This window comes from Desulfovulcanus ferrireducens (assembly GCF_018704065.1).
Lineage (GTDB): Bacteria > Desulfobacterota > Desulfovibrionia > Desulfovibrionales > Desulfonatronovibrionaceae > Desulfovulcanus > Desulfovulcanus ferrireducens.
On the sequence record NZ_JAGUQP010000008.1, the window covers coordinates 19,762 to 39,740 of the forward strand.

Sequence of the window (19,979 nt, forward strand, 5' to 3'; positions counted from 1 at the left end):
AGATAATGTGACGCCACTGCAAGAGACCACTTAATTTCTAAAATAAACTCTATATTGAAATTTATTCTGTTAAATTTACCAAAAGAAAATCTTATTTAACAGGTTAACATCAAAACTGTAGCCTGCCTGCAACAACTACCCCCTAACACACCAGATTGCCATAACTTACCCAACATACTTAATTTACTCAAGTTATACAACTAATCCAAAAAATGACTTAGTAGTGGAGTATTTTTTGAAAGATAATTGACTTACTCTGTAAAAGTAAATAAAAAAATAATTTTTTTAATACTGGCTCTATGACTACGTCAGTTTTTTAATGTTTGTAGATAATTTTAATTAATTATTGCTGTTTTGGGGTCTAGGCCACGCGTCAAACGCGCAAGAGACAAAAGGAGGAACTCTTGACGATTTATTCAGCAATTGGTTTCTCGGTTGCCATGCTTATTTTGGCAGCTAGTCCAGGACCAGGGGTGTTTGCCACCGTAGCTAGAGCACTTGCTTCAGGTTTTCGGCCAGCTCTTATTGTAATCTGCGGAATTGTTCTTGGCGACGTTATTTTCTTACTGTTTGCTACTTTTGGGCTTTCGATCGTGGCCCAGGCCTTGGGAAACTTGTTTTTTATCGTGAAAATTTGTGGTTCTATCTATTTGATATTTTTGGGTTTTAAAATTTGGTTCAAGGAACCTGCGCACGCAGTCAGCGAGTACGAATGGTGCACGAAGGCACGGTGGGGAAACTTCATAAGTGGCCTTCTTATCACACTGTCCAACCCCAAGGTGATTTTTTTCTATTGTGGCTTTTTGCCTACTTTCCTTGATTTGTCGGTTCTCACACTGAGCGACTTGGTAGTAGTAGTGGGTATCGTCATTATCGTCTTGGCGAGCGTCTTGGCGACTTATGCGTTTCTTGCGAGCTGCACTCGGCAGATGTTTACAAAACAGAAGGCAGCTCGGCGACTCAATCGAACTGCTGGAGGTTTGATGGTAGCGAGTGGAGTTGCCATCGTAACTCGATCGTGAATAGGGAAAAATGCCAATAGTATCAATCAAAATTGCAAAAGGGCGCTCAATTGAGCAAAAACGGAAACTTGTAAAGGCTGTAACAGATTCTGTGGTTTCAACGCTAGGTGTTACATAATTATTTTCAAGATGGGTTTCCCAGCCCTTTGCAATGCATTCAAGAAACCAGTATTTTTAATCTGGTAGTCAAAATGGGGTTTGGCCACAGACTCTATAGGAGAAAATATGATAGAAAAATACTCTTTTGGAGAGATGGTTGTAGCTGGTAAAAAATATACAACTGATCTTAAAATCATCAAAGGCCAAGTTGTGCCTAACTGGTGGCGCAAGAAGGGGCATCGAGTCTTTTTAGAAGATATCGAGGACATCATCCAGGCCAACCCGCAGATTATCGTCATTGGCAAGGGCAAGCCAGGACTTTTGCAAGTGGATGACAGTTTGAAAAAATTCCTGGAAAAACAAGGTATTTCTTTGATCGAACAAAAGACAGCCCAGGCCTTACAGACCTTTAATGAACTTTATCAGCAAAAAGAACCTGTAGCAGCCGGCTTCCATTTAACTTGCTAACCCCGCCAAGAATTTCATCCACGTATGTAACGAGTTTTTTAAAAATAACGAAGTTTACGAGAGAGCGTAGGGTAGGTCCAGGAGTCTCAAAGCCTTCGTTGAGCGATTTTTAATTTAGTTTTACATTAAACACATTGGAATAAAAGTAGATTTTGAGCCAGCGATTTTCACCAATGGGTGAGATTGCCACGGGCAGCTTTGCTGCCCTCGCAATGACAATCTCGCCCCTGTCATTGCGAGCTTAAGCAGAGTGAAGCGAAGCAATCTCAAAGTTTGAACTGCAAAAAATCCCTCAACTTGCCGTGATACTTTTTCATGCCCTGGGGGGGAGAAAACTCCTTGTCATGAGAGTTTAGGTCTAATTAAAAAAAACAATCTCCGAGGCATTTATCCTGTTAAATGCTGAAATGCCCGCCCAGCTTAGCTGGATTAACAGGGCAGGGAGGCGTCAGTGCACCTGTCGGATACCTCCAACTCTGAATGGTCTGATGAGAATTGACGGATTCCTGCTCGCGCAAGGATGTTGATTGAAAGCTGCACCAGTTAATGCTATAAAATCGTCTCTTTAGCTAAAAAAAAGCGGAACAGGAGGACTAATTATGGCCAAGTTTCTGAAAAAAGAGGACATAACCTTTGAGGATCACCCAAAGTTTGAGGGTGTAAAGATTGCCAAGCTAGTGAGCAGCCAGGACACGGATACCGTGAGCGTGTCCATGTTGGAAATATCTCCTGACACGGAAATTCCAATCCATACCCACGATCCCAATATTGATTCAGTTTATGTCTTAGAAGGACAGGGTGAAGTCTTTACCGCCGGCAAATGGCAGAAATTAAGTGCTGGAGACTATATCTTCATACCTGCACAGGAAGAACACGGAGTCAAAAATACCGGCAAAGATATATTAAAACTCTTTGTTGTTCACAGCCCGCCATTCTTTTAGAGCCTGTGGCCGAACCTTTTTATCAACTTGGTGAAATTTCGCCGGGACAACCATGTAGGCCCCGGCGAAATATTAGCCGTTACAAGCTTAAAGCGGGACTATTTTCTCCGATTTTTTGGCATTCTGAATATTTTGCCCTGCTTGGATCGGCTCTTACGTGGGGTATCTTTCGTATCTGAGCTGGTTTCCGCAAATGGAGAGAGATTTAAAGGCCGCGACCGGACCCGGACCTTTTTTAAAAATTTATACACGAATTTTGGCATTCCAGAGGCCAAGTCAACAGTACTGAAGTCATCATAGATCTTGATATGCCCGATGGCTTCTCCATCAATATTTGCTTCATTGGCAATAGCGCCAACAATATCGCCCGGTGTCACTCCATGCTCCCGGCCAACATCAATCCGGTATCGCTCCATGCCGGCTTCTGCCTGACCTGAAGGTCGCTGTTTATTCTTTCCTCTATGAGCGGCTCTCTCCATTTTCTGAAAACTTTTTTTCTTTTCTGGCCGTTGTTTTTTCTCCTTGGGATGCAACGGATTTTCTCGTTGGAGCAAATAGGCTAATGCCGCAGCTATATCCCTGTCTTCCTTATCCGATTCCTGGCTCAACTCTTCGACAAGGCGCCGAAAGAAATCCAGTTTCTGCGTGTTCACGGTATCTATTATCTGTTGCTTAAAACTGGCAATACGGCGTTTACTTATATCCTGTAATGTCGGCAAACCCATGGGAGTTATTTTTTGCCTGGTGGCTCTTTCAATAGTCCGTAACATCCGCCTTTCTTGCGGGCTCACGAATAAAATCGTTTTACCGCTCTGTCCGGCACGTGCGGTCCGACCAATGCGGTGTATGTAGGTTTCGCTATCATATGGCATATCATAGTTTACCACATGACTGATACGCCTGACATCTAGTCCGCGGGCGGCCACATCAGTTGCAATCACGATATCCAGGGATTTATTTTTTAATTGCTCAATGGTCCGCTCACGCATGGCCTGACTCATATCCCCGTTTAATGTGCCACACGAATATCCTCTGGCCTTTAGCTGCTCGGCGACTTCCACTGTGGCTGTCCTGGTCCTGACAAAAACCAGCATTGCATCAAAGTCCTCCACCTCAATAAGGCGGGCCAGAGCTTCGAATTTGCTTATACCGGCCACCTCCAAATATTGCTGTTCGATGGATTCAACAGTGGCGGTTTGGGTTTTGATTTTAACGGTTTTGGCATTAGGCAGGTGACGCAAGGCAATCTCGCGTATTCCTTTGGGCATGGTTGCCGAAAAAAGAGCCATTTGCCGATTTTTCGGGCTTCTTTCCAAAATCCATTCTATATCCTCAAGGAATCCCATGTTCAACATCTCGTCCGCTTCATCCAGGACTAACGTACTGAGACCATTAAGGGATAAAGTGTTGCGGCGAATGTGATCCATCACTCTGCCCGGAGTCCCCACGACAATATGGACTCCGCGCCTAAGTTGTTGCAACTGGGGAACCATGCTTGCGCCGCCGTAAACGGACAAAACCCGCAGGCCCTTGATATATTTGCCATAACTCTGAAAAGACTCACTGACCTGAATGGCCAGCTCTCGGGTAGGGGTTAGAACCAAAACCTGTGGTTCGCGACAGGAGGTATCTATCTTGGTTAAAATGGGCAAAGCAAAGGCTGCGGTTTTTCCTGTACCGGTTTGAGCCTGGCCCAGGAGATTATGCCCCTCCATGAGTAGAGGGATAGTCTTTGCCTGAATAGGAGATGGGGCCTTGTAGCCAATATGGTCAATGGCCTTGAGAAGGGGATCCGATATTCCCAACTCATCGAATGTTAAGGATAATGACATAGTAATACTCGTTCCTTGCCTGAAGACATTTTAAATCTTTCAGGAGTTTTTTTGAAAGGTTGAAAAAAAGTGTCCGACATTTTCCATACTGAGTCGGAACTAAAATATCTTTTAGATTGGGGTAATCTAAGAAAGAGAATGGATTGAATAAGTTGGTAAGAATTCTAATGAGGTCTTCCTGGATCAATTATTGTCTTTCGAATCAATTTCATTATATGCCTATTGTTTGCTAGTCAAGCAAAATTATGCTTTTTGTCATAGCTTGTTAAATAACCCCATAAGGGTACTTTTACCCCCGTTGAATACTGGCAAAAGCCAGCCCCGCTTCGCTGGATTCAACGGGGTAAAAAGTTTGCTTGCTGGCAGAGCATAATGGGACATTTAGGATAAATGAATATTCTTTTTATTGTCGATTGTTATGGTAAATAATCCCAGATAGTTAGCTTTGTCGCCCCGATGCTCTGCTTATCCGCAAGCTTCGTCAAGATGGGTTACCCAGCCCTTTGCAATGCTTTCAAGAAACCAGGATTTCTAATCTGGTAGTCAAAATGGGGTTTGGCCACAGACTCTTTAACATACCGAATTTGGTCATATAATTGTTTAATGATGGTAGGGGAAATTCTTCAAGATAGTGGCGGCCCGATAGAGTTGTTCAATCAGAATAACCCTGGCCATTTCATGGGGAAAGGTCATGGGGCTTAAACTTAGACAAAACCTTGCTTTCTTCTGGACATCCTGGCTCAACCCATAGGCACCACCCATGATAAAACAAGGCCTGAGTCCGGATGTTTCTGTCCACTTCTTAAGTTTTTGTGCCAGTTCCCGCGAAGTTAAAAGACTTCCCTTTTCATCAAGGGTAACGATTAAGTCCCGGGGAGCTATTTTGTTTACAATCAGTTCCCCTTCTTTTTCTATACGCTGGATTTGTGTGCCATGAGCTGCATCCCTGATAATTGTTTCCTGCAGGGCGTAAAACTTACTCAAATTATTCCAGTAGTGGGCAAATGACTGTTGCCAATACTTTTTTTTCAGCTTCCCAACCCAGATAAACTTTATTGAGCTCATGGAAGATGATTGTCCTTATGGAGAGATGTAGACAGGGAGAACTACCCGCTTCTCCCTGTCCCTGTTTCATATTCAGGAATGAAGATTATTAGGCTATGGCCGGGTACTAAAAACATCCATCTTCCAGGGCAACGAGATCAAAATAAACTTCTCTGCGTCTGGCCACTGTCACTTCCTCGCCGTCTACCAATATTTCTGCCGCCCTGGTTCGGGAATTATATTGTGAAGCCATGGTAAAACCATACGCTCCGGCTGAAAATACCGCCAGAAGCTCATCCGGCTTGATCTCAGGCAGCTCCCTATCCTGGGCCAGAAAGTCTCCGGACTCGCAAATAGGCCCGACAATATCTACTTTCTGCATGGGTCTGTCTGTCTGGATCACGGGTGCGATGCGGTGAAAAGATCCATACAGGGAAGGCCGGACAAGATCGTTCATAGCAGCATCAACAATGACAAAATTTTTGATTTCTGTTTTTTTGGTATACAGTGCCCTGGTAACCAATATCCCGGCATTTCCGGCAATAACCCTTCCCGGTTCAAGGATTAACTTCAGATCATAGTCTTTTAGTCTTTCAGATAAGGCCCGGCCAAACTCAGCAGGGTGGGGAGGCTCTTCTTCTTTATAGGTGATGCCTAAGCCTCCGCCCAGATCAAGATATTTAATATCAAGACCCATATCTTTTAACTTCTCATAAAAATTCAAGACCTTGGTCAAGGCATCTAAAAACGGATCTATGCTGGTTAATTGAGAACCAATATGGCAATCAATGCCAATAGGCTCGATATTGGATAGTTCTTTAGCCAACTTATAAGTTTCCAGAGCTTGATCCATTGCAAGACCAAATTTATTTTTCTTAAGTCCTGTGGAAATATAGGGATGGGTCTGGGGATCAACATCCGGGTTGATGCGCAAACTGATCCGGGCTGTTTTGTCCAGGTCTTGAGCCACCTGGTTGATTTTCAAAAGCTCTTGTTGTGACTCCACATTAAACATCAAAATATCGGCCATGAGGGCTTCTTGAATCTCATGTGCGCGCTTGCCCACACCAGAATAGACAATCTTTTGCGGATCAACGCCAGCCCTTAAAGCCCTGAATAGCTCCCCGCCAGAAACAATATCCATACCGGCTCCCATTTCTGCCAGGAGCTTGAGGATACATAAATTGGAGTTGGCTTTCACCGAATAGCAGGTCAAATGGTTAATGCCTTCAAAAGCAGAATCAAATGCCTGGAAATGGCGGCGAAAAGTTTTGGCCGAATAAATATACAGGGGAGTATCGTACTCCCGGACAAGATCTGCAACAGGGATTTCCTCTGCATAAAGTTGACCATTTTTGTACTCAAAATAATGCATTTATATACTCCTTCTTGGTTTGTTGGTTGAGTAGGTTATTGGTTAATAGCTTATTCAACCACTCAACTATTCATCAACAGTCACTACATTAGATATAACATCGGGCAGGGCAGGGTAAACATTTCTCCCTTTGACTCTAACCCTATAATCTGTGTTTTTTTGTATCTGACAGTATTTGATGTACAGATCAGCCCCCTTGCGCATAATCTGCGGGGTATCAAGTTCAAACACGACACTTTGTTGGACCTGAAAGGGGCAAGCCGGACACTCTCCTTGCGGGCCGATCGGTTCAAGTTCTAGTGTTATCCTGGAAAGATTGGCATAGTTTCCCTTGATATAAATTTTAAGCCGGAGACATTTGTTGATTAATTTTGCTTCCTTGATTTCCAGAGCAAACTTTTCTTCAGAAACATCAGGTTCTGGCCAGACTCTTTTCCCACATCCCGTGGAGATAGTAGCTAAACAGAGTAACAAAATTATAGTTAAAACAGAATTTCTGAGTTTTTTATCCTTCATGGTAAAACTTACACCTTGCTCTTTCATACCTGTATCTCCCTATTTCCCTAACTTTTATAAACGGATTCATTATTCTTCTAGTTTTGAGTAACTAAAGCAAGCTGCTACGTTAGAGATTCTTCGGTCGCTTATTACGCTCCCTCAGAATGACGAGTATGGATGCACGTCATCCTATAAGCGATTTATTTCGTGCTCATTTGCTCAGTCGTAAGTGAAGGATTTCAACTAGCAATAATATCTTTCCATAAATCATTCCAATTGGGATTTTTTGACTGAATCAGCTCTAACTTCTTACATCTCTTCCAGCCTTTTATTTGCTTTTCTCTCCTTATAGCCTCTTCAATGCTATCAAAAATTTCATAATATACTAACTTATTAACATTATATTTATCGGTAAATCCTTTAACCATGTGTTTTTTATGCTCATATACTCTTCTTACTAAATCGTTCGTTACGCCAGTATAAAGTACTTTATCGCTTTTGTTGCTCATTATGTAGACGCAGCCACCCTTTTTCATAATTTTCTTATTCTTGAGATTCTTCGGTCGCTTATTATGCTCCCTCAGAATGACGAGTATGGATGCACGTCATCCTGAGTTCCGCTAAAAGCGGGACGAAGGATCTCATTGCTTGTCTCCATTTCGCATAAAAACCGTCATTCTGAGTCCCTCATCCATTCTCGCAGGCAATCACTTGCTTTCGTATCCACTTTTTTGAGGAATACTAACATATTATTGCTCGCTGACAGTTTTTACAAAAAAGAGTACGGGAGGAAGAATCTAAGAAGATTATTATCCTCCAAATCTTTTCTTCCAATCATACAAAATATTCAAGGCCATGACAGGAGTTAAATTATTCGGATCCAGGTTTTTTAGCTCATCTATAAGGGGGTGGGTTTTTGGTTTCGCAGAAGGGGATGGCTCAGTGTTAAGTCCGGGCAAAAAATGTTTTTTATTTTGAACCGTCACCTTATACCTTGCGCCTTTCTTTTCCAGGTCAGCCAAAATTTCTTTGGCCCTGGCAACCACGTTTTGTGGCACGCCGGCCAGTTTTGCCACTTCGATACCATAACTGCGATCAGCCGGTCCCGGAACCAATCGTCTTAAAAAGACAATATCTCCTTTCCACTCTTTTACAGCAATATTCAGGTTTTTTATTCCTGAAAGTTTTCCTTCCAAAGAAGTGAGCTCATGATAGTGGGTGGCAAACAAGGTCCTGATGCCCCCGTATTTTTGGGCCAAATCTTCAACCACTGCCCAGGCCAGGGATAGGCCGTCAAAAGTGCTTGTTCCCCTCCCGATTTCATCCAGAATAACCAGGCTCCTCTTGGTGACCTGCCTTAAAATGCGTGCTGTTTCAGTCATCTCCACCATAAAGGTACTTTGTCCCTGGGCCAGATTATCCGAAGCCCCGACCCGGGAGAAGATCCGGTCACACAGGCCGACAACTGCCTTTTCTGCCGGGACAAAAGAACCGATCTGAGCCAGGATGCATATAATGGCTGTCTGACGTAAAACCGTTGACTTTCCAGCCATGTTCGGGCCGGTAATGAGCAGAATCTTACTTTGCTCATCCATGTAAAGATCATTGGGAATATAGTTGGCCCGTCCCTGAACCGCTTCTATTGCCGGGTGCCGTCCGGCTTTGATGTCTAAAACAAGCTCTCCGCTAAGTTCCGGTTTTGTCCATTCCCATTTGCGAGCCGCCTGGGCCAATCCCTGCCAAAAATCGAGCCTGGCCAATATATCGGCCATCTGCAAGAATCTCTGTCTCTTTCCGGCAACTTTCTCCCTTAAATCAAGAAAAAGGTTGTATTCTTTTGCCTTTCTCTTTTCCGCTGCGGAAAAGAGACGTTCCTCCAGCTCTTTCAGTTCAGCAGTTATAAAACGTTCACTGGCAACCAGGGTCTGTCTGCGCTCAAAATGCTCTGGAATCTTGCCCTTAAAGGCTTTGGATAATTCAAAGTAATAGCCAAAAACCTTGTTATAGCCCATTTTTAATTTGGGCAGGTCATTTTGTTCCTGTTCTTTTTGCAGTAATTCTTTCAGCCTGGCCTGACCATGTTCCGTAAGATCAATAAGTTGATCCAGTTCAGGGTCATAGCCCTGGCGAAACAAACCTCCCTCGGTAATGAGATGATTTGGATTGTCCTTTAATGACCTTGACAATAACTCATAGGTATCGCCCAAGTCGTCCCAGGTGGCCAAAATTTTCCTTAAATATCTTGGCAAGTCATCATCAGGATTAAATAATTTTTTTATTTGAGGTAGAATGGACAGGCTTTGGCGCAATGCTACAAAGTCTTTAGGGGTACACCTATTTAAAAATATCCTGGTACTTAAACGCTCCAGGTCAAAAATTTTGTCCAGGTAGGTTCTTAATTCTTCTCTTAACCTATCCTGATTAAAGAAAAATTCGACCACCTCCTGGTTTTTCAAGATAATAGCCTTATCCTTCCAGGGCTGGGACAATCTTTGTCTTAAAAGCCTGCCCCCCATGGGAGTTAAGGTATTATCCAGCGCATGCCATAAAGTGCCTGGCCCTTTTCGTCCGTCAAGTCGTTTAAAAAGCTCCAGATTTCTTTCTGTAACCTCGTCTAGAAGAAGATACCTGGTTAAATTCAGTGGTTTAAAAGGGCAGAGATGGGTTAATTTTTCTTTTTGGGTTTGAACGAGGTACATCAATAAGGCCCCGCAGGCCTTGATCAGGACAGGTTTGTCCGCAAGATCCAGGACATCGAGAGTTGCTACTTTCTGGGACTTTTTGATTAATTCAGTACCGGACTTAAGGTCAAAATAGGAAGTAGGGGGAAGCTCATTAATACGAGCTTTGAATTCAGAGTAGGAAGCAGGTAATTTATACCCCTGGGGAAGTAAAATTTCTTTGGGGTCAATCTTGACTACCCATTGCCAGATTTGCTCTTCTTTTTTCAGGACAAGTCCGGTCCACTCTCCAGTAGAAAAGTCTGCCCAAGCCAGACCGCCTTCCTGTTTTTGACTATCCCAGACAAGCGCGGCCAGATAATTATTGTCCTTGGCTGTTAAATTGGCATCTTCCACAACAGTGCCTGGAGTCAGAATCCTGGTCACAGCCCTTTTGACCAGTCCTTTGGCCTTTTTGGGGTCTTCCACCTGTTCACAAATAGCCACTTTATAGCCCTTATCCAGAAGCTGGCGTAAATATTCCTCGACAGCATGATGGGGGACGCCGCACATGGGTACCTGTATTTCGGCGTTGGGATTGCGGGAGGTGAGGGCTATTTGTAATTCTCTGGCAGCAACCTCTGCATCTTCAAAAAAAAGCTCGTAAAAATCGCCCATGCGAAAAAAAAGGAGCGCACCAGGGTTTTCTTCCTTAATGCGCAAGTATTGCTCCAGCATGGGGGTGAGCTTGAGCGATGTTTTGTCAGGCATGTCTCTAGTCATTTAATCTTGTGCGAAAAGAAATAGAATGCCAGCTATGGCAACGAGGGCAGACAAAAAATATCTGTTCCCGTTTTAACCCACACCGGGAACAGATAAATCTTTTTACCAGGCGGGCCTTTTTGAGAAAAAACTCCAGTTGCACCCGAAAGCTATCGGTTAACTCCTGCTCTTTTTGAGTTAAAGCCAGGAGTTCCAGCCTGGCAGGCCAAAAATCCGGTCCCAGAACCAAGGTCTTTTCCAGCCAGTCTTTAGCCTGTTCTTCATTTTCAGAAGCTATTAAAAACAAGGCAGAGTAAAAGCAGAGCAGAATATCCTGGTCGGTTTCGGAAATTATTTCGACCACAATCTGGCTACATTCAGGATCAATTAAAGGTTTTGATGAGTTATCATTGAGACTGCGGGCAAATTGATACAAACCTTCCAAAAGTACAAATTTAAGGTTGGGTGAAACATTTACCAGAGCCTGACTTAAATTTTTGGACAATGAACGCCAATTTCTTTTCTGATAATTTCTAATGATTAATTCAAGCCATGCTTCTACACTGCCAGGATAGACTTTTAAGGCCTTGCGCAAAGCTTTTTGGCCTAAATCGCTTTCCTGACGGGCCTTCAACTGCTTGGCCCAGCGCACCAAGTAGTGGGCCTGAGGGATTAATTGGTCAAGCCGGGAGTAATAGTCAGCCGCCTTTTTAAAATCATTGCTATCAGCAAATAGTCTAGCCAGAGCCCCAAGAATTGCCGGTTCAGGGCCGACAATCTTTTGTGCCTTTTCAAAAGCGTATAGAGCACGATCCACCAAACCCGCCCTTTTAAAATCATTACCCAATTCATACCAAGCCCTGGCTTTAAACTGATCGTCAAGGTTTGGACGGGCAATTAGGGTCTGTCTGATTTGAATGGCCCGTTCAATCTCACCCTGGGCCCTGAACAAGTTACCCAATGCCAAGTAGATTTCTACGGCATCTGGATTATTTTTGACTACCCGACTGAGTTCACCAATAGCCGCAAAAGTATCTCCTGAAGGTAAAGGGTAACTTTCATTAAGATTTATGAAAGAGTTGTTGTCCTTCAGTCTTTTCTTTTTGAGTCTAGAGAACCAGCCACGGACCGACATAGAAGATTTAAGAACCCGTAGTTTCAGAATCAGTTGAAAATCTTTCTTCTTCTAGGGGCATATTGCGTAATGAGTTGACCTCTTTTTCAAGATCGGCAATCTTGCTTTTGCAAACTCTTAACTGCTTGGAGAGTTTAATTTTTTCGGCAAGAAAGTAGAATAGAGAGATAAAAGCACCGACTACAAAGGCTATTAGAATCAGAAGATAAATAGGTATTTCCCGGCTCTCGAAATGGTTACCCAAAATATCAAGTTTTAAGGACAAAGACATAGATAAAAGCTCTGTGTTCTGAACAAAAAAGAGCATGGAAAAGAAGAAGATCAAAACCAGGATAGCGACTTTTACATAACGCATACCAGTCTCCTTTATAAATGTTTAAGGGTTAGGAGATATTACGATTTAACCTTTTCAAAATAGGGTTTAAGCTTGCCATAAGTTGTTCGCAAATGTTCGGGAATAACCATGGTTTCACTCATAACAGCCATGAATGAATGGTCTCCGATCCAGCGAGGAACAAGATGAAAATGCAGGTGTTCTTCAATGCCAGCTCCGGCAGCTTCCCCGATATTTAGACCTATATTAATGCCATGGGGATTAAAAGCTTTTTTCAAAATATCCGTACAAACCTGCATATAATCCATCATCTCATGGGCTTCTTCTCTTGAAAGCTCTGTTAAGCACTTTACGTGTCTATAGGGGGGTACCATGAGATGTCCGCTACTATACGGGTATTTATTCATGATCACAAAACAAAATTTTCCCCTATGTAGAACCAGCCTTTGTTCGTCTTCATCGGTATGCTCAGGCAAACAAAAAACACATTCCTCAGGCTTAGGCCCCAGAATGTACTCAATTCTCCATGGCGCCCAGAGAGTTTTCATAATTTTGAATTCTTAAAGTAAAGGTTTAAGGTTTTGGTTTCGTGCTCAAAAAAATACGGTCTAATTAACCGAAAAAAATAGCTTTTTTAAATTACAAAATTTGGCTTAAAAACTTCTTTGTTCTTGGGTGCTCGGGTTTAGTAAAAAAATGCTCAGGTGTACCAACTTCTAAAATCTGACCTGCATCCATAAATACCACCCGGTCGGCAACCTGGCGAGCAAAACCCATTTCGTGAGTTACTACCACCATGGTCATGCCCTCCATTGCCAAGTTTACCATGACATCAAGCACTTCACCAATCATTTCCGGGTCAAGGGCTGAAGTTGGTTCGTCAAAAAGCATAATTTTGGGATTCATGGCCAGGGCCCGGGCTATGGCCACGCGTTGTTGCTGTCCCCCGGACAACTGTCCGGGATAAGCATTGGCCTTATCTCGGATGCCCACCTTTTCCAGGAGTTTAAAAGCTATATCTTCAGCCTCTTTCTGAGGAATTTTCTTTAATTTTATCGGAGCCATGGTCAGGTTTTGCAGGACAGTTTTATGGGGGAAAAGGTTAAAGTTTTGAAAAACCATACCTAGCTCCATACGCACCTTATTAATATCACATTTACCATCAGTGATATCCTGGCCATCGACAATAATTTTTCCGCGATCAACGCTCTCTAGGCGGTTAATGGTGCGAAGGAGGGTGCTTTTCCCTGATCCACTCGGCCCGATAATAACCACCTTTTCTTGTGGTTTAATATCAAGCGATACATTATTTAAGGCAATTACCTGGCCAAAATATTTGTAAATATTTTTGATTTGAATAATCGGAGTTTTATCACTCATAAGGCTTCATCTTTTCTTCCATGATGCTCACCATTTTGGACAAAATCAAGGTAATAAGCAAGTAAATGAGAGCGATCATGGTGTATGTTTCAAAATAAGCAAAGGTTTCGGTCGCAAACTCTCTTCCTCGCCGTAAAAGATCGGCTACAGCCAAAATTGAAACCAGAGATGTATCTTTGAGCAAGGCTATGAATTCATTACCCACCGGAGGCAGGATCGTGCGCATGGCCTGGGGGATGATTACGTAAAACATGGTCTGCGTGCGATTAAATCCCAGCGATCTTGCCGCTTCTGTTTGTCCATGATCAATGGACTCTATGCCGGCACGAAAAACTTCCCCCATATACGCCCCATAGCAGATTGTCATGGCTAGTACTGCCGCCAAAAAAGGGGGGACTTGAACAAAACTGCCCAGGGCATAATAGATGTAAAAAAGTTGAACCAGGAGGGGAATGCCTCGAATTACTTCAACATAAATAGAAGCAATAAGATTAACAAACCGATTACGGGCTATTCTACCTAAACCGGTCAACAGGCCCACAATCAAAGATAAGGCTATGGATAAAAAGGTTACCTCAAAAGTAACCAAAATTCCATCCGGAACAAATTTTAAAATACGTAAATAGGGGTCCGGCTTAAAGGCGACCAGGAGTATTATGGTCAGCAATGCCCCAATGAGAGTTATTCGCCAAGCCGTTACCAGGCCTTTATCTTTTGGCGAGGGTATAGCTGCACCGTCAGTGACGTCAATTTTAATTTCTTTGTCTCTATTCATCGGCCATGTGTATGCTTAAAAAATAGAGGCCGAGAGAGTTCTCGGCCCCGGAATCATTTAGTTGCTTCCAAACCACTTCTCTTTAATTTGTTTCTCAATGCCCTTGGCTTTAACTGCACGGATACCTTTATTAATTAAATCCAGAACTTCTTTATTCCCTTTCTTTACTGCAATACCATAATATTCATCACCTGAGTCTATAATAGCCCCAATCTTTAATTTTTCAGAAAATTTTGGTTCTCTAAGCGCATACTGGGCAGCAACAGGATCGTCACAAACAACACCATCAATACGGCCATTTAAAAGATCCTGCATGGCCAAACCGATTTCATCATAAGACTTGGCAACAACTCCTGGAACTTTTTTAACGGCAAAATAACCAGTGGTGCCGATTTGGGCTCCAACAACTTTTCCTTTCATGTCTTCAAGGCTCTTGGCTTTGCTTTCTTTGGGCACAACCAGACCCTGGCTGACTTTAAAATATGGTTCGCTGAAATCCATGGCTTTTTTCCGTTCAGGAGTAATACTTACTGAAGAACAGATGGCATCGTAATTGCCCCCGGCAAGGCCGGCAAAGATCCCATCCCAGGCTGTGTTTTTGAATACCGGAGTAAATCCAGCTTCCTTGGCTGCAGCCTTCATGTAATCAATGGAATAACCAACAATTTCTTTGTCTTCATTGACAAATTCCATTGGAGGCCAAGTGGCGTCCACTGCAAAGACAATAGTCCTGGCTAGAGCCGTCTGGGAAAAGATTAAACAAAAAGCCATCAACATAAAAAATTTTTTAAACATTTCGCATCCTCCTAAAAATTTTGCAAAGTTTCAAGAAAGGGTTTCAGAAAAGGCTCGGGTTAAACAAACTTGGTTCTGTTAATTTATTGCCCTTTTTTGGTCAAGAAATGTTACAAGTATATGACCATAAAATTTTAAACTTTGGGCTTTACCTCCCGATTTATAATCTTTTTTAGCCATTCAAGCTGACTTTTCCGGTCACTAGCTAAACCATCTACCTGAGCAGCACGCAATTCTCTTAAAATTTGTCCATAAACAGGACCTGGCTCAACACCCAACTCCTTTAAATCTTTTCCGGTAATCAAGACCGGCAGTTGACGCAACCTGGTTACAAAAAGAGAAATATTTTTGCGCATTTCATCTTTTTGACTTTTGGCCATTAAATACAGCAAGCCTTCCAAGGGGAGGGGGTCTAAAATAAAGTAGAGATCGCTTAATTTTTGCTGCCCTTGCTGCCATTTGTAAATTTTGGCAGCTGTTTCATTGATCTGCCTCTGTAACCCCAAAAGATTCTCTTCTTCCTTTTTGGAAAAATTTAACCTTTTGGTAATGAGTTTAGTTTGGTCGTCATTGAATGTGCTACATAAACCCAAAAAATAAACCAGCCACTTTTCTACCTTTTCTTCCAGGTACAAAAGCTTGTGCCAACTCAGAACCTTCTCAATTTCACCAAGAATTTTCAGTATATTCGGTGTTAAATTGAGCAGTGGATGAATAGCCTTCAGTAGACCAAAACCATCCATGCGTTTTAGACAGGCCAGGGGATTGTTTTCGGCAAAGATCATTTTCAGTTCCTGAAAAATTCGCCGGCCGGACAACCTGGGGAAAATATTTAAGTTTATCGCATTCTTAATTAGTCGTTCAGTCTGCTTGCCTATGCGAAAGCCAAAACGTTGTTCAAAGCGGATGGCCCTGATTATGCGGGTGGGATCTTCCACAAAACTCAAGGCATGCAGGACGCGAATTACCTTTTCTTTTAAGTCTTTTTGTCCGCCAAAAAAATCGACCATCTTGCCAAACTGGTCGGGATTTAAGTGGACAGCCAGGGCATTTATGGTAAAATCCCTGCGATACAGGTCCATTTTTATGCTGGACAACTCCACAGTGGGTAGGGCGGCAGGGTACTCGTAATATTCCAATCTGGCCGTGGCCACATCTATACGCTGACCATTTTCCAGGATAACCACAGCCGTCCTGAATTTTTGATGTGCTCTCACCCTTCCTTTAAGTTTTGCGGCCAATTTTTTGGCAAAGGCAATACCATCTCCCTCGACCACCAGGTCTACATCCAGATTGGGCTGGTTAAGTAAAATGTCACGGACAAAACCTCCGACACAAAAAAGCTCATACCCCATTTCCTGGGCGAGCTTACCGGCAAGTTTCAGGAGGTTATACAAGTCCTTGGGCAGACGATCCCTTAAAAGGGAAGAAATGTTTCGTTCTCTTTTCTTTTCCGAGAAAAGGGCTTCTGGAATACGGCCCGGTTCTTTGATTAAAATATTGATAAGATCTGTGCGTGTAATAACCCCAATGACCTGTTCATTTTCAATAATAGGCACAAGCCTTTGTCTCTGGCCCAGGATGATCTCAATAACTTGGTACAGATCATCTTCAGGGCCCAGGGCTACGAATTCACGCAACATGTATTCCTTGACAGGCACATGGCCCAGGCCATGACTGACTGCCTTTTCAGCCAACTGGTGTTCAAGAATGCCTACACATTTCCTGGTCTTTTCATCCAAAATTGGTACTGCCTTGAGGCCAAATCGAGTCATCAGTTCCGCGGCCTGGGCCATGGTTTTATTTTTCTCCGTACAGATAGGGGGACTGGACATAAGGTCCTTGACCAGGTTTTTAGGGGTTATCTGAGAATAGAGAAGGGCAAAAAGTTCATCTTTGACCTGAGCCGGAGTCCTGTCTTTAATAGTGGCAGAGGCAGCAAAAGGATGTCCTCCACCACCCAGGGACGAACATATCCGGCCTACATCTACTTCCTTGGTTCTGCTCCTGGCAACTACATGAATCCGATCCTGCATGCGACCTATGGCAAAGAGAACCCGAATATTTTCCATGTCCAGGAGTTTATGGGCTAGCAGGGCAAAATCCCCCACATAATAGTCCAGAGATACCTCGGCTACGACAATTTCTACCCCGTTTATTTTATGTGTAGTAGCGGATTCCAACAGGGCGTTAAGAATAGAAATCTGTTCAGCGCTTAAATCGCGATTGATCATATCTGAGATGATATTCAAATCCATGCCCTTTGTTTTTAACCAGGCCGCAGCCAGAAGGTCATGTTCTGTGGTGGAATTGAAAGTAAAGCAACCTGTATCTTCATACAGCCCCAACCCCAGAATTGTGGCCTCGTCATCGCTCAGGTCTATTTTTTTATCCTTTATAATATGAGTAAGTATGGCTGTGGTTGAGCCCCAGGGTTTGATTATATTTATTTTTCCCTGAATATCTTCTTCAGAATCGGGGTGGTGATCATAAATATGGATTTCGAGACCAGGATTATCCAGGATAGCTTGGACGTGAGAGACTCTGGATTTTTGCCTGGTATCGACAATGACCAGTTTTTTCACCTGCGCACAGTCAATGTCTTTAATAGATTTAAAATTATATAAATATGTTGCACTCTGAATAAAAAAATTTTTGATATTTTTTTCCTGACTACCTGGAAAAATGAGCACTGCTTCAGGATGTAATTTACTGGCCGCAACCATAGCTGCTAAGGCGTCGAAGTCAGCATTCAAGTGACAGGTAATAATAATCTCGGCTTTGATCTTTGATTTTTTCATAATTTAGTAAGTAGTTAAAATAGTTAACTGAGTGACTGAATAATTATAGGTTTGATGTTTGTATGTACAAAAAAAATATCTCAACTTTCTGAGTTAATTTGCGAGCGCATTTTCTTCAATGCTGACAAAGACTTGGACACATCTAAGGCTTGCTTGCGGGCTGTGCATAATGGGGTTAGTCAATAGAATATTATTTAATGCCTTTTCTGTTGTTATGATGGGTTTCGAAAGTTCGATGGAACAACCTCCCTATGCACAGCACTTCCGCAATCTTCGCCAAGATGTGTTACCCAACCCGTTTGTAATGCATTTCAGAAAATGCACTCTTCAATTGTGTAGTAATTTGAGGATGTTAATCGTGTCAGAAAGTTGAGAAAAATATTTTTAAACAATCGCCAGATATTAATACACATGCCGATAGTCACGTTTTAGAAGTTTCAACAAAATCATCACAAGTCAACCTATTAAAATAACTCAACTATTTAACTAAATTAAAGTCACGCGGATGAAATTTTTTATGTATATCCAGTAGCCTGCTGGTTTGTATGTGGGTATAAATTTCCGTGGCACTTATATCAGCGTGCCCCAGCAAAATTTGTACTGTACGCAGGTCAGCTCCTCCTTCCAGAAGGTGGGTGGCAAAGGAGTGCCTTAAAGTATGCGGGGAAATTGTTTGTTTGAGTCCGGCCAATTTTGCATATTTCTTGATGATTTTCCATACTCCCTGTCGAGTCAAGGCCTTTCCCGAACGGTTTAAGAAAATATAATCTTCTTTAGGCGTGAATTTCTGCCTCCATATTTTCAGATAGGTATTCAACCACTTACCAGCGGTTAAATGAATGGGAACCAGTCTTTGTTTGCTTCCCTTACCCCATATTTTTAAGAGCCCAACCTGCTCGTCGTAATCTAATGGCTTGAGTGCAATCAGTTCGGAAACCCTTAACCCTGCCGCATACATAAGTTCGAGCATGGCTTTGTCTCTGAAACCAAGCTTTGTATTCGGCTTTGGAGCCATTAAAAGCTTATTGACCTCTGGTACAGTCAAAGCTTTGGGTAAGAGGCGAGGGAGTTTGGGATTTTCTAAAAACTGGGCTGGATTTTCAGGTATAAGATTTTGTTCCTGCAAAAAGGCATAAAAACCACGCAGGGCAGCCATATGGCGAGCCAGGGTCCTGCTTTGTAAACCCTTCTGGCGTAAAAAAAGAAGATACAGAAAAAGAATGTTTTCGCTAACTTTAATCAAAGAATAATTTTTATTGATTAAAAAACTTTGAAATGACTTTAAATCCGTAGCATAAGCTTCAACGGTTTTGGGTGATAACCCCTTGACCACGAGAAGATGCTCGAGAAAACTGTCTATTGCGTCTGTAGCGTCCATTGAGTCCTTTTTTGAGTCTTGAATTCTTTTTTGCCCGAAGTTTTGGAATTTACACATCATCCCTTGCAGCCTCAAGAGGAAAAATATAATATATTCAGGTTGCGCAATTAATAATTATAAACTCAACACATCCAATGAAATCTGTAAACGCATATATTGGGCTTGGTTCAAATTTAGGCAGCCAACCGGAAAAAAACTTATCGTTGGCCATAAATGAAATCCGGTCACTGGAAGGGGTACGCATAACCAAAAAATCTAAAATTTATTGGACCGAACCACAAGGCCTTAAAGACCAGCCTTGGTTTGCCAACCAGGTCATAAAAGCGTCCTGTACCAGGAAATGGACAGCACATAACTTGCTCAGCGCCTTACTTGCCATTGAAGACAGGTTGGGGCGAAAACGGCTGCAGAAATGGGGGCCTCGAAAAATTGATCTGGATCTGTTGCTTTTTGATCAGGAAATAATGAACACTGAGTTTTTAACTCTTCCTCATCCAGAACTAAAAAACAGGGCCTTTGTACTTGTTCCGCTTTTAGAAATTAGTCCTGATCTTCAACTGCCGGATCAAACAAAAATTAAAGACATTATTCAAAATTTATCCTACAAATTTGAGAAAAATAAAATCTGGCAAGACTAGACTTTTAGAGCCTGTGGCCGAACCTTTTTATCAATTAATTTC

19 protein-coding genes are annotated in these 19,979 nt (G+C 42.6%); 5 read left to right on the forward strand and 14 right to left on the reverse strand.

Annotated elements, in window-relative coordinates; all coding sequences use genetic code 11:
* Positions 1–404 precede the first annotated feature (404 nt).
* The 4 genes from KFV02_RS04200 to KFV02_RS04215 all read left to right on the forward strand — a co-directional run bounded on the left by KFV02_RS04200 (position 405) and on the right by KFV02_RS04215 (position 2,530).
* Positions 405–1,022 (forward strand): LysE family translocator, encoded by a 618-nt coding sequence (locus KFV02_RS04200; protein ID WP_252380282.1) that lies wholly within the window; start codon positions 405–407, stop codon positions 1,020–1,022.
* A gap of 10 nt (positions 1,023–1,032) precedes the next feature.
* Entirely contained in the window at positions 1,033–1,140 is a 108-nt protein-coding gene (locus KFV02_RS04205) for a tautomerase family protein (RefSeq protein ID WP_252380283.1), read from the forward strand.
* 107 nt (positions 1,141–1,247) lie between these two features.
* Positions 1,248–1,589 carry an Mth938-like domain-containing protein gene (locus KFV02_RS04210; RefSeq protein WP_252380284.1) on the forward strand — a complete coding sequence of 114 codons (342 nt, stop codon included), beginning with the start codon at positions 1,248–1,250 and terminating at the stop codon, positions 1,587–1,589.
* A 599-nt stretch (positions 1,590–2,188) separates the two neighbouring features.
* On the forward strand, positions 2,189–2,530 hold the full coding sequence (locus KFV02_RS04215; protein ID WP_252380285.1) for a cupin domain-containing protein: 342 nt from the start codon (positions 2,189–2,191) through the stop codon (positions 2,528–2,530).
* A gap of 98 nt (positions 2,531–2,628) precedes the next feature.
* On the opposite strand, the gene KFV02_RS04220 is transcribed toward KFV02_RS04215, so the two are convergent.
* From KFV02_RS04220 to xerD, 14 genes are all read right to left on the reverse strand, one after another.
* Positions 2,629–4,362 carry a DEAD/DEAH box helicase gene (locus KFV02_RS04220; protein WP_252380286.1) on the reverse strand — a complete coding sequence of 578 codons (1,734 nt, stop codon included), beginning with the start codon at positions 4,360–4,362 and terminating at the stop codon, positions 2,629–2,631.
* A 600-nt stretch (positions 4,363–4,962) separates the two neighbouring features.
* Positions 4,963–5,427: a 23S rRNA (pseudouridine(1915)-N(3))-methyltransferase RlmH gene (locus KFV02_RS04225; RefSeq protein ID WP_252380287.1), complete on the reverse strand. Its 465-nt coding sequence runs from the start codon at positions 5,425–5,427 to the stop codon at positions 4,963–4,965.
* A 106-nt stretch (positions 5,428–5,533) separates the two neighbouring features.
* The gene (lysA, locus tag KFV02_RS04230; RefSeq protein WP_252380288.1) at positions 5,534–6,781 is read right to left on the reverse strand and encodes a diaminopimelate decarboxylase; all 1,248 of its coding nucleotides are present in this window, start codon (positions 6,779–6,781) and stop codon (positions 5,534–5,536) included.
* A 66-nt stretch (positions 6,782–6,847) separates the two neighbouring features.
* A complete protein-coding gene (locus KFV02_RS04235; protein WP_252380289.1) occupies positions 6,848–7,324 on the reverse strand; it encodes a hypothetical protein in 477 nt (158 codons plus the stop codon).
* 194 nt (positions 7,325–7,518) lie between these two features.
* A complete protein-coding gene (locus tag KFV02_RS04240) occupies positions 7,519–7,815 on the reverse strand; it encodes a GIY-YIG nuclease family protein (protein WP_289510068.1) in 297 nt (98 codons plus the stop codon).
* Positions 7,816–8,088: 273 nt separating this feature from the next.
* The gene (gene mutS, locus KFV02_RS04245; protein WP_252380291.1) at positions 8,089–10,722 is read right to left on the reverse strand and encodes a DNA mismatch repair protein MutS; all 2,634 of its coding nucleotides are present in this window, start codon (positions 10,720–10,722) and stop codon (positions 8,089–8,091) included.
* Positions 10,715–11,836 (reverse strand): tetratricopeptide repeat protein, encoded by a 1,122-nt coding sequence (locus KFV02_RS04250; protein WP_252380292.1) that lies wholly within the window; start codon positions 11,834–11,836, stop codon positions 10,715–10,717. Before KFV02_RS04250 ends, mutS begins: the two co-directional genes overlap by 8 nt.
* 7 nt (positions 11,837–11,843) lie before the next feature.
* On the reverse strand, positions 11,844–12,191 hold the full coding sequence (locus KFV02_RS04255; RefSeq protein ID WP_252380293.1) for a LapA family protein: 348 nt from the start codon (positions 12,189–12,191) through the stop codon (positions 11,844–11,846).
* A gap of 38 nt (positions 12,192–12,229) precedes the next feature.
* Positions 12,230–12,718 (reverse strand): HIT family protein, encoded by a 489-nt coding sequence (locus KFV02_RS04260; RefSeq protein ID WP_252380294.1) that lies wholly within the window; start codon positions 12,716–12,718, stop codon positions 12,230–12,232.
* A gap of 91 nt (positions 12,719–12,809) precedes the next feature.
* On the reverse strand, positions 12,810–13,550 hold the full coding sequence (locus tag KFV02_RS04265) for an amino acid ABC transporter ATP-binding protein (RefSeq protein ID WP_289510069.1): 741 nt from the start codon (positions 13,548–13,550) through the stop codon (positions 12,810–12,812).
* Positions 13,543–14,325, reverse strand: coding sequence for an amino acid ABC transporter permease (locus tag KFV02_RS04270; protein ID WP_252380295.1), 783 nt, complete (start codon positions 14,323–14,325; stop codon positions 13,543–13,545). Before KFV02_RS04270 ends, KFV02_RS04265 begins: the two co-directional genes overlap by 8 nt.
* 57 nt (positions 14,326–14,382) lie before the next feature.
* The gene (locus tag KFV02_RS04275; protein WP_252380296.1) at positions 14,383–15,120 is read right to left on the reverse strand and encodes a basic amino acid ABC transporter substrate-binding protein; all 738 of its coding nucleotides are present in this window, start codon (positions 15,118–15,120) and stop codon (positions 14,383–14,385) included.
* A gap of 134 nt (positions 15,121–15,254) precedes the next feature.
* On the reverse strand, positions 15,255–17,921 hold the full coding sequence (locus tag KFV02_RS04280; RefSeq protein WP_252380297.1) for a CBS domain-containing protein: 2,667 nt from the start codon (positions 17,919–17,921) through the stop codon (positions 15,255–15,257).
* 478 nt (positions 17,922–18,399) lie between these two features.
* The gene (gene xerD, locus KFV02_RS04285) at positions 18,400–19,299 is read right to left on the reverse strand and encodes a site-specific tyrosine recombinase XerD (RefSeq protein ID WP_252380298.1); all 900 of its coding nucleotides are present in this window, start codon (positions 19,297–19,299) and stop codon (positions 18,400–18,402) included.
* A 134-nt stretch (positions 19,300–19,433) separates the two neighbouring features.
* On the opposite strand from xerD, the gene folK reads away from it, so the two are divergent.
* Positions 19,434–19,937, forward strand: coding sequence for a 2-amino-4-hydroxy-6-hydroxymethyldihydropteridine diphosphokinase (gene folK, locus KFV02_RS04290; protein ID WP_252380299.1), 504 nt, complete (start codon positions 19,434–19,436; stop codon positions 19,935–19,937).
* Positions 19,938–19,979: the final 42 nt, after the last annotated feature.